The sequence below is a fragment of the Pseudomonas sp. Pseusp88 genome, assembly GCF_047303955.1.
GTDB lineage: Bacteria > Pseudomonadota > Gammaproteobacteria > Pseudomonadales > Pseudomonadaceae > Aquipseudomonas.
Map to the genome: position 1 here is coordinate 58,866 of NZ_JBGLYM010000028.1, position 9,510 is coordinate 68,375.

Sequence of the window (9,510 nt, forward strand, 5' to 3'; positions counted from 1 at the left end):
CATTTCCCTAGGATCCTGAACACTCGCCGATAGAGCTGTGAGTCTTTTTGGGGCGGTGGAGATACAAGGTATGCACTCGACTAAATTCGTTCGGTTTTCCGACTGAAAGATACGTGGATGTCGCCATCAGGCACGGTCCAATTCTTGCTATGTGCTACCCGATGCGACGCTTTCCACAAGAGACGAACGCAAAAATGGGCGAAGCCCGCTGCATTCCTTTAACCAGGGGGATGTACGGCTATCGCTATTGAATCAGCAGCATGGCATTTTGCCTGTAGCCTTTTTTGCCGTCTTGGCAAGGTGTAGAGGGGAGTAAACGAGCATGCAAGGTCTTTTATTACCGGGAATGCGCCTGCTCGGGCGTTTTGGTTTCGCCAGGAAGTTTCAAGTTCTGTTCCTTTTGTTCATGCTGCCGCTGTTGGGCAGCATGTGGATGATCGGCAGCGATTATCAGGACAAGCTGGCGGTGATTGCCGGGGAGCAGGCCGGGGTACGGCAGTTGCTGGCCCTGGATGCCCTCGACGGCCAGTTGTCTGCGCAGCGTGACCGTGCGGCACGCTGGAAAGCTTCGGACATTCTGCGGGTGCAGAGTGATGCGACCAAAGCGACCATGGCGGCGATGGACGCAGCTGCTCCGCAGTTGAGCAAATCTGTCGAGACCTTGGGCGCGGTGCTCAAGAGCGAAAAATCTTCCGATGAAGTCATGACGCGTTTTCAGGCCCTGCAAGCAGCCGTTAACGGCATGGATAGCGCTGCCATGCGCACAGTCGGCTGGTGGCCGGACGGCTACGATCGCTTCACCAATGCCCTGAGTGCCCTGCAGGCGCTGCGCGAGCAGATCGCCATGGACAGTGGCCTGATCCTCGACCCGTGGCTGGAAACCTATATGTTGATGCAGGTTGCCACTACACAGGCGCCCGAGCTGATCGAACGTATCGGGCGCATGGCCAGTATCGGCCAGACCTCCATCGTCAGCGGCCAGTTCAGCATGCAAAGCCGCCTGCAGATGCGCGACCTGCGTAGCCGCATCGGCGATGCCCAGGACCAGTTGCTCAAGATCGGTGGTTCGCTGCAGGCCAAACTGCCTCCCGAACTCAACGCCTGGAACGACCAATACAAGACCAGTATCGAGCGTCTGAACAAGGAGCTGAAGGTTCTGGACGATGGTGTGTTTGCCGGTTCCATCACTCTCAAACCTGACGATTTCGAGCACAGTGTGGATGGCTTGCTGGGTGACCTGGCGGCCCTGCGCAGTAACTCGCTGCACTTCCTCAATGATCGCCTGAGCTATTTTCGTGATCAGGCCAATATGCACTTCATCCCGATCGGGATGATTTTCGGCGCGCTGTTGCTGGCGGCAATGTACCTGTTCGCCTGTCTGCAAGCCTCGATTCGTCGCAGTGCCAGCGGTATCACCACCCTGGCCGAGTCCCTGCGCGACGGTAATCTGCTGGTCCAGGTGCAGGTCGAAGGGCGTGACGAACTGGCGGCGATCAGTACCGCGCTCAACGTCGCGGTAGTGCAGTTGCGCACCAGTCTGCTGGGTGTAAACCATGAGACTCAGCAGTTGGGCAGCGCTGTGCTGACCCTCAACAGCCAGTCCAGCAGCACGCTGAACGAGGTCGAGGACCAACAGCAGCAGATCAGCCAGATCGCCGCTGCAGCCACCGAGCTGGCGGCCACTTCCCAGGGTGTGGCGAAGAGTTGCGAAAACGCTTCCGACAGTGCGCGCCAGACGCGGCAGATTGCCGAGCAAAGCAGCCTGGACAGCCAGCGCACCACCGACAGCATTCAACAGCTCAATCAGCGTTTGACCGACACTGCTGCAGCGCTGGGCCGGGTCAGCGATCAGGGCCAACAGATTCAATCGGTGGTCGATGCCATTCGCGGGATCGCCGAGCAGACCAACCTGTTGGCGCTTAACGCGGCCATCGAAGCAGCCCGCGCCGGTGAGCAGGGGCGTGGGTTTGCGGTAGTGGCCGATGAGGTGCGCAGCCTTTCCCAGCGTACCCAGGCCTCCACTGCCCAGATTGCCGGGACCGTAGACAGCCTGCGTTCGACCGTGAGCCAGGCGGTCAGCCTGATGGAAGCGGCGTGCGGGCAGGCCCTGACGGATGCACAGTCGGTGACCAGTCTGGGTCAGCGCCTGGGTGAAATCGCTCAGGCGGTGCAGGGTGTGACCGACACTCTGGCGCAGATCTCCACTGCCGTCGAAGAGCAGGCGACCACTGCGGATGAAGTGAGTGGCAATATCCAACAGGTCGATCAGGCCGCCGGACGCCTGCTCGACGGTGCCCGTGCCGTCCATCAGGCGGCCGATACCTTGAGTCGCGGCAGCCGTGCATTGAGCGACAACACTTCACGGTTTCGGTTGAGCTGATCATTGAATAGGCCTCGCCCGCGCAGGCAGCGGGTGAGGCAGTTTTTCCGGCACGGTGCCGGCGTCTTGGAGGTGCTGATCCCTGTGGGGGCCGGGCTTGCCCGCGAAAGCGATATTTCAGCCGAAAAAGATGTATCGGATGTACTGGCCTACTCGCGGGCAAGCCCGGCTCCAACGGGATAACTTCGGTCAACTGACCTGTTCCGGCTGACTTTTACGTACGTCCCGTCTTCGCCGTCTGCCCAAACAGAATCTTCTTGCCTTCCTCAGTCACCGTCGGCCGATTCTTCAACGGCTCGCCTTTGGCGTAGGCCGCGATAGTCGCCGGGCGTGCGGCAATTGCGTTGAGCCAGCGCTTGAGGTTGGGGAAGTCGTCGATATTCTGCTGTTGGTTCTGCCATGGCACCACCCACGGATAGGCGGCCATGTCGGCGATGCTGTAATGCTCACCGGTAATGAATTCGTGCCCGGCCAGCTGACGATCCAGCACGCCATACAGGCGATTGGTTTCGTTGACATAGCGATTGATCGCGTAGGGGATTTTTTCCGGCGCGTACAGACCAAAGTGATGGTTCTGCCCGGCCATCGGCCCCAGCCCACCCATCTGCCAGAACAGCCATTCGGTCACGGTCTTTTTGCCGCGCACATCACGAGGCATGAACTGACCGGTTTTTTCGGCCAGGTACAGCAGAATGGCGCCAGACTCGAACACTGTGATCGGCTCGCCGCCGTCGGCAGGGGCGGTGTCGATGATGGCAGGCATGCGGTTGTTCGGCGAGAAGCTAAGAAACTCGGGCCTGAACTGATCGCCCGCGCTGATATCCACAGGGTGGATGCGGTAGTCCAGACCTGCCTCTTCGAGGAACAGGGTGATCTTGTGGCCATTGGGCGTCGGCCAGTAATACAGCTCAATCATTGCAGCACATCCTGATCAGTGGAGGGGAGGGTCGAGCAGCGCCGCAACCGGGCGAATGATGCCTTCGAGCAACGCGCGTTCCGGGCGTGCCCTGGCCAATACGCGAATACCGAGCAATACAGCCAACAGCAGGCGCGCCAGGTCGTCGGCCGGTTGCGCGCTATTGATGCTGCCGTCGGCCTGGCCAGCCCTGAGGCAGCGCAGAAAAAAGTGTTCGGCACGGTTGAGAAAGTCAGTCGCAAAGGTCTTGCAGTCGTCGTCATAAGGCGCCCGTTCCAGCGCGGTATTCACGAGCAGGCAGCCTTTGTGCTGCGGGTCATTCAGGGACAGTTCGACGATTTCATCGAGAAAGGTGGCGATGGCCTGACGCGGCGGCAGATTACCTTCAAGGCGCTGTACACGGACGTCGAAGCCCCGTTCGCGGTAATGCAGCAGGGCGCGTTGATACAGCGCGTGTTTGTCGCCGAAAGCGTTGTAGAGACTGGCACCGGTAATGCCCATCCGTTCGGCCAGATGACGCACTGAGGTGGCCTCGTAACCGTGTACCCAGAAACACTGGATGGCGGCTTCGAGCACGGCGGCTTCATCGAATTCTCTGGGGCGGGCCATTGCGCAGTGTTCTCCATGGGGATCTTCAGGGATTGCTCCCTGACGGCAGCTGATCTAATCTAAAACGGTTGCTCTAAAATAAAAAGGGCTAATTTTCGAGGCCCTGTCGGCCTGGCTGATTCTGCCCACAACTCGTTTCCCATACCTCTGAATGAGAAGTCCGATGATCCGTCTCTACTTCAACCCTGCACCCAACCCGTTCAAGATTGCGCTGGCGCTTGAGGAACTGGGCATGGCCTATGAACTGGTGCCCGTGGATCCGCGCAAGGGCGAGCAGCACAGCCCTGAGTTCCGTGCCATCAACCCTAATGGCAAGATGCCGGCCATCATCGACACCGACGGGCCTGACGGCGCAGAGGTACGGGTGTTCGATTCCACGGCGATCCTGATGTATCTGGCCGAGAAGAGTGGCCGCCTGCAAGGGGCGGCGGCGGACCGGCCCGAGTTGTTGTCGTGGCTGATGTTTATCGGCACCGGTATAGGCCCGTTTTCCGGGCAGGCGGTGCATTTCCAGCATGCGGCGCCGGCAGGCAATGAGTACGGGGTCAATCGATATGTGCGCGAGATCGAGCGGCATTACGAGGTGTTGGATCAGCATCTGGCGGGGCGTGATTTCATCGTCGGCAATGAACTGACCATCGCTGATATTTCGGCCTGGGGCTGGCTGCGCGTGGCGCCTCGCGTATTCAAGGACGTGGCCGACGCCTTTGCGCCGTTCCCGAATATCCAGCGCTGGTTTCAGCGTATCGACGCACTGCCGGCGGCGGCTCGTGCCCGTGAGGCAGGTAAGGATCTCAGCTTCAAGCAGGACATGGACGAAGCGGCGCAGCGCGCCATGTTCCCGTCCAATTTCCCTAAACAGGCGGTGTAAACCTCAGCCAGCCTGATTGACCTGCTGGCGCGGTATCAATGCCGCGACAGCGGGGTTTGCACATGACGCGCGGTACGCTGCACCAGTTTATGGATCAGCAGCATGTCTGCCTGTGGCGTCAGGTCCTGTGCCGTGCCATTGCGGCCGGTGGCGACCAGTTCCAGTGCTGCGCCGTGCTTGCCGTCGTGCAACTCATAGTCAGCCCCGCATGAGGCGCAGAACACATGATCCCCGGCCTTGTTGACCTGCCGCAGGGTTACGGTCGGCCCGCACATGCCGCAATGGCGCAGCGGGATGCCTTCGTCGGTATGGCCGATGATCGGGCTCAGGCGATCCTCTTCCCCCAACTGGATGAACAACTCGCCAAAACGCGCATCGAACTGCGTGCCCAGGTTCTTGCGGATAATCCCCAACGCCTGCTCTTGCGGCATCCCGGCGCGATAGGTGCGGGTGCTGGTCATGGCATCGAAGGCATCGCAAATGCCGGTGATCGCCGCCATCGGCGAGATTTCCCCGACCTTGAGGCCCAGCGGATAGCCGCGGCCATCCGGCGTTTCGTGATGCAGGCGCACCGCGTCGCTGACCAATTCGGCCAAGGGGTGGCTGTGCAGCAGGTTATGGCCGATGTCCGGGTGGGTTTTGATCACCGCGTATTCTTCATCGCTCAGCGGGCCGGGTTTGCGCAGTACGGCATCGGGAATGGCGATCTTGCCCAGATCGTGAACGAAACCGCCGAGGGCAATGCGCGCCACTTCGGTTTTATCCATACCGGCCTTTTGCGCCAGCAGCTCGCAGAACTGCGCCACGCGCCATAGATGGCCGCCGGTATACGGATCGCGGGCTTCCACCACCCAGGCCATGACCAGCAGGCTCGACAGCAATTCTTCTTCGTGGCGCTCGCTGACGGGGCTCTTGCGGCCGGACAGATTGCGGATCAGTTGCGTCAGGTTCATGGGAGATATTCCGAATACCGCCCGCGTCGGGCGCAATGATGGACAAGGCAAGACCGGTCGTGGGCGACTTGCCATCAGTTATTCGGAGAATAGCGCTGCGCGGTTACAGCGTTGAAAAAAATAATTGGCCCCGAGGCAAAACCCCCAGGGCCTGTTCAAACCCGGTTATTTACGAATCAACACGCGCTCGAACCGCCCGGCCAGCACGGTGTAGGCAAAGATACCGATCAGGCCGTGTGCAGCGACGAACCACAAAGCCGAATTGAAGGAACCGGTGGTGGCGACGAAATAGCCGATCACCAGCGGGGTCACGATACCTGCGACGTTACCGATGCCGTTAAAGACGCCGCCACTGAGCCCGACCATGCCCTCTGGTGCGGTGTCCGACAGCACCGCCCAACCGACGGCCGCCAGCCCCTTGCCGAAGAACGCCAGGGCCATCAGGGCAATGACCATCCAGTTGGCGTCGACATAGTTGGCCGAGACCAGGCTCGCCGCCAGAGCCATGCCGATGACGAACGGCGTCTTGCGGGCGCGGGAGGGATGAACGCCACGGCGAATCAGGTAGTCGGACACCAACCCGCCAAGAACGCCGCCGGAGAATCCGCACACCGCAGGCAAAGCGGCTACCCAGCCGGCTTCCATGATGGTCATGCCGCGACCCTTGATCAGGTAGATCGGGAACCAGGTAATGAAGAAGTACGTCAGGGCGGTGATGCAGTACTGCCCCAGGTAGACGGCCCAGAGCGTGCGATTGGTAAACAGCTGCGCGACTTGCTTGAAGTCGGTCTTGGGTTTTTCACTCTTGCGCGTCACTTCCAGGTCGACCAGGCCGCCGCCTTCGCGGATGTATTCCAGTTCCTCTTCGCTAAGGCGCGAGTAACTGCGCGGTTCGTGATACAGGGCGAACCAGAACACGGTAGCCACCAGCCCGAGTACGCCCATCCACAGGAATACATGCTCCCAACCCAGAGTGTGGGTGAGCCATGCCATCAACGGTGCGAAGACCACTACGGCCATGTATTGCGCCGAGTTGAACAATGCAGATGCCGTGCCTCGTTCGCGTGTCGGAAACCAGCAGGAAACAATGCGGTTATTGGCGGGAAAGGCCGGCGATTCGACCAGACCAAGCATAAAACGCATGCCGAACAGCATCATCGCGGCACTGGAACCAACGATGCCAAACCAGCCCACGGTGCCTTGCAGCATGGTGAACAGCGACCAGAGGAACAGGCTGCAACCATAGACCCGGCGTGCACCGAAGCGATCGAGCAGCCATCCACCGGGAATCTGGCCAAGGGCGTAGGCCCAGGCAAACGCCGAAAAGATCATGCCGAGCATGATCGGGTCCAGGCCCAGATCCTTGACCACGCCGGTACCGGCGATGGACATGGTGGCCCGGTCGGCATAATTGAGGACGGTAACGATAAAGATCAGGGCGAGGATAACGAAGCGCTGACGACCGACGCGGGTATTGGCAGGTGACGCCTCAAGGGGCGCTGTCTTGGCGTTCATGGTGCTCTCCGGCTCCCTTCAAGGGGGGCATTTATTATTGGAATGGTGTGCAGACCCACAGCCTAGAAAAAACAGCGATTCACGTCTAACATCCTTACTGAATCTATCAATACAAGAATTGAATCGTGGAACTGCACCAACTGCGTTGTTTTGTGATGGTGGCGGAGGAGCTTCACTTCGGTCGGGCGGCCAGACGCATGTTCATGACGCAGCCGCCGTTGAGTCGGCAAATCCAGTTGCTTGAGCGCTCGCTGGGGGTGGAGCTGCTGGACCGTAGCAACCGTCAGGTGCGCCTGACCGTGGCCGGGCAGCACTTCCTGCGCGACGCCCAGCATCTGCTGGCGTACACCGAGCAGGCCGGCAATGCCGCCCGACGCCTGGCGCGCGGCGAGGCGGGGCAATTGGTGTTGGGTTTTACCGCCGTCAGTGGCTACAACATGATTCCCGATCTGCTGTATCAGGCGGGCAAGTCGCTGCCGGAAGTGGGTTTCGAGTTGCACGAGATGGTATCCGGCAGCCAGACCGAAGCGTTGATCGCCAAGATGATCGACATCGGTTTTGTGCGGCGTGTGGAGCCGATCCCCGAATTGCGCTCACACCTGGCCCGCCGCGAATCTTTGCTGGTCGTGATGCCACGGGGGCATCCACTGGCGGCTCAACAGAGCTTGAGCGTCACCGATCTGGCTCAGCAGCCGTTCGTCATGTATTCCCCCAAAGAGGGGCGGTATTTCTACGATTGTATCGTCGGCTTGTTTGCCAGTGCCGGAGTGTCGCCGCGCTACCTGTATTACCTGGAACAGACGCATTCCATCCTCGGGCTGGTGCGGGCCGGGCTGGGCATTGCGATCGTTCCGGCATCGGCCCAGGAGCTGTTTCCCGGGCTGCTGGCATTCAGGCCGCTGCAGGGCGCAATCCCCACGGCGGATATGTTCATGGTCTTTCGCGAGGACAACGACAACCCGGCGCTCCCGCCATTTATCGAGATGGCCAAGGCGCACTTTGCCCAATTGCCCGACGGAACCATTGCGCGCTGAACGTTACATAACTGCATGAGCGAGGGCGGCTAAGCTGTCCTTTCCGCGGCTACGGCCGATTCCTACAGACGGATGTGATGCTGATGAAAATCTCCTTGCAGGGAAAACACGCGCTGGTCAGTGGTTCCACCGCCGGTATCGGCCTGGGTATTGCCACGGGGCTGGCCGAAGCGGGCGCCGAAGTGGTCATCAATGGCCGTAGCCAGGAGCGGGTCGATGCCGCCATTGCGGGCATTCGCAGCCAGTTGCCGGACGCCAGACTGATCGGCGTGGCGGCTGATCTGAGTACGGTCGACGGTGCGCAGAAACTGTTCGAGCAAGTGCCGAAGACCGACATTCTGGTCAACAACCTGGGCATCTTCGAGCCCAAGGGCTTCTTCGACATCACGGACGAAGAGTGGAGCCGCTTCTTCGACGTCAATGTGCTCAGCGCCGTGCGTCTGTCGCGTTTCTATGCGCCGGGCATGGTTGAACGTGGATGGGGGCGGATACAGTTTTTGTCCAGTGAATCGGCGTTGCAGATCCCTACGGAAATGGTCCATTACGGCATGACCAAAACGGCGTTGCTGGCGGTGTCCCGTGGCCTGGCCGAAACCCTGGCCGGTAGCGGCGTGACCGTCAACGCCATTCTGCCGGGGCCGACCCGTTCCGAAGGCGTCGGCGGCTTCCTGGCGCAGATGGCCAAGGACAGCGGCAAGAGCCTGGAAAGCCTGGAGCACGACTTCATCGCCGAACATCGCCCCAGCTCGATCATTCAGCGCCTGGCCAGCGTCGAGGAAGTGGCCAATCTGGCCGTTTACCTGGCATCGACCCAGGCCAGCGCGACAACGGGCGCAGCGATGCGGGTTGATGGTGGGGTAGTGCGGTCGATTGCCTGATGGCGGCTTAGGCTGAAAATACTCCCTGTTCGAAATGCAATACACGGGCAGCAAACACCGGCCAGGGAGCAAAGCCTGTGGGGGATTCTATGTTTGCTGTAAAGCCAGAGCAGCCCCTTCGCGGATGAATCCCCACAGATCCGATGGTATTCACGCACTACTGTGGGAGCGAATTCATTCGCGAAAGCTTTATTCCGGACGCCGCCAATGTGTTGGATGTACCGGCCCCTTCGCGGATAAATCCGCTCCCACAAGTCCGACGATATGCATGCGCTACTGTGGGAGCGAATTCATTCGCGAAAGCTTTATTCCGGACGCCGCCAATGTGTTGGATGTACCGGCCCCTTCGCGGAT

General features: G+C 60.2%; 8 protein-coding genes. 4 read left to right on the plus strand and 4 right to left on the minus strand.

The annotated features are described in order from the left end of the window. Positions 1 to 1,360 precede the first annotated feature (1,360 nt). Entirely contained in the window at positions 1,361 to 2,380 is a 1,020-nt protein-coding gene (locus ACCD02_RS25905; protein WP_413308416.1) for a methyl-accepting chemotaxis protein, read from the plus strand. A gap of 214 nt (positions 2,381 to 2,594) precedes the next feature. Here ACCD02_RS25905 and ACCD02_RS25910 read toward each other — a convergent pair whose 3' ends face one another. Continuing rightward, the gene (locus ACCD02_RS25910; RefSeq protein WP_413308400.1) at positions 2,595 to 3,296 is read right to left on the minus strand and encodes a glutathione binding-like protein; all 702 of its coding nucleotides are present in this window, start codon (positions 3,294 to 3,296) and stop codon (positions 2,595 to 2,597) included. 15 nt (positions 3,297 to 3,311) lie between these two features. After that, complete coding sequence (locus ACCD02_RS25915) at positions 3,312 to 3,905, minus strand: TetR/AcrR family transcriptional regulator (protein WP_413308402.1); 594 nt, start codon at positions 3,903 to 3,905, stop codon at positions 3,312 to 3,314. A 163-nt stretch (positions 3,906 to 4,068) separates the two neighbouring features. Here ACCD02_RS25915 and ACCD02_RS25920 point away from each other — a divergent pair, with 163 nt between their 5' ends. Beyond that, the gene (locus ACCD02_RS25920) at positions 4,069 to 4,776 is read left to right on the plus strand and encodes a glutathione S-transferase family protein (protein ID WP_413308404.1); all 708 of its coding nucleotides are present in this window, start codon (positions 4,069 to 4,071) and stop codon (positions 4,774 to 4,776) included. Between the two features lie 35 nt (positions 4,777 to 4,811). Here ACCD02_RS25920 and ACCD02_RS25925 read toward each other — a convergent pair whose 3' ends face one another. Both ACCD02_RS25925 and ACCD02_RS25930 read right to left on the minus strand, forming a co-directional pair. Next, positions 4,812 to 5,729 (minus strand): HD-GYP domain-containing protein, encoded by a 918-nt coding sequence (locus ACCD02_RS25925; RefSeq protein WP_413308406.1) that lies wholly within the window; start codon positions 5,727 to 5,729, stop codon positions 4,812 to 4,814. Between the two features lie 165 nt (positions 5,730 to 5,894). After that, on the minus strand, positions 5,895 to 7,244 hold the full coding sequence (locus ACCD02_RS25930; RefSeq protein WP_413308408.1) for an MFS transporter: 1,350 nt from the start codon (positions 7,242 to 7,244) through the stop codon (positions 5,895 to 5,897). 125 nt (positions 7,245 to 7,369) lie between these two features. Between ACCD02_RS25930 and ACCD02_RS25935 the strand changes: the two genes are divergently transcribed. Further along, positions 7,370 to 8,278 (plus strand): LysR family transcriptional regulator, encoded by a 909-nt coding sequence (locus ACCD02_RS25935; protein ID WP_413308410.1) that lies wholly within the window; start codon positions 7,370 to 7,372, stop codon positions 8,276 to 8,278. An 83-nt stretch (positions 8,279 to 8,361) separates the two neighbouring features. Continuing rightward, positions 8,362 to 9,156: an SDR family NAD(P)-dependent oxidoreductase gene (locus tag ACCD02_RS25940; protein WP_413308412.1), complete on the plus strand. Its 795-nt coding sequence runs from the start codon at positions 8,362 to 8,364 to the stop codon at positions 9,154 to 9,156. The last annotated feature ends 354 nt before the right edge of the window (positions 9,157 to 9,510 follow it).

What these genes read in the sequence shown, in the direction of transcription:
- ACCD02_RS25905 (WP_413308416.1), top strand. Translation starts at nt 1,361, where the DNA reads ATGTACCTGTTCGCCTGTCTGCAAGCCTCGATTCGTCGCAGTGCCAGC.
- ACCD02_RS25910 (WP_413308400.1), bottom strand. Translation starts at nt 3,296, where the DNA reads ATGATTGAGCTGTATTACTGGCCGACGCCCAATGGCCACAAGATCACC.
- ACCD02_RS25915 (WP_413308402.1), bottom strand. Translation starts at nt 3,905, where the DNA reads ATGGCCCGCCCCAGAGAATTCGATGAAGCCGCCGTGCTCGAAGCCGCC.
- ACCD02_RS25920 (WP_413308404.1), top strand. Translation starts at nt 4,069, where the DNA reads ATGATCCGTCTCTACTTCAACCCTGCACCCAACCCGTTCAAGATTGCG.
- ACCD02_RS25925 (WP_413308406.1), bottom strand. Translation starts at nt 5,729, where the DNA reads ATGAACCTGACGCAACTGATCCGCAATCTGTCCGGCCGCAAGAGCCCC.
- ACCD02_RS25930 (WP_413308408.1), bottom strand. Translation starts at nt 7,244, where the DNA reads ATGAACGCCAAGACAGCGCCCCTTGAGGCGTCACCTGCCAATACCCGC.
- ACCD02_RS25940 (WP_413308412.1), top strand. Translation starts at nt 8,362, where the DNA reads ATGAAAATCTCCTTGCAGGGAAAACACGCGCTGGTCAGTGGTTCCACC.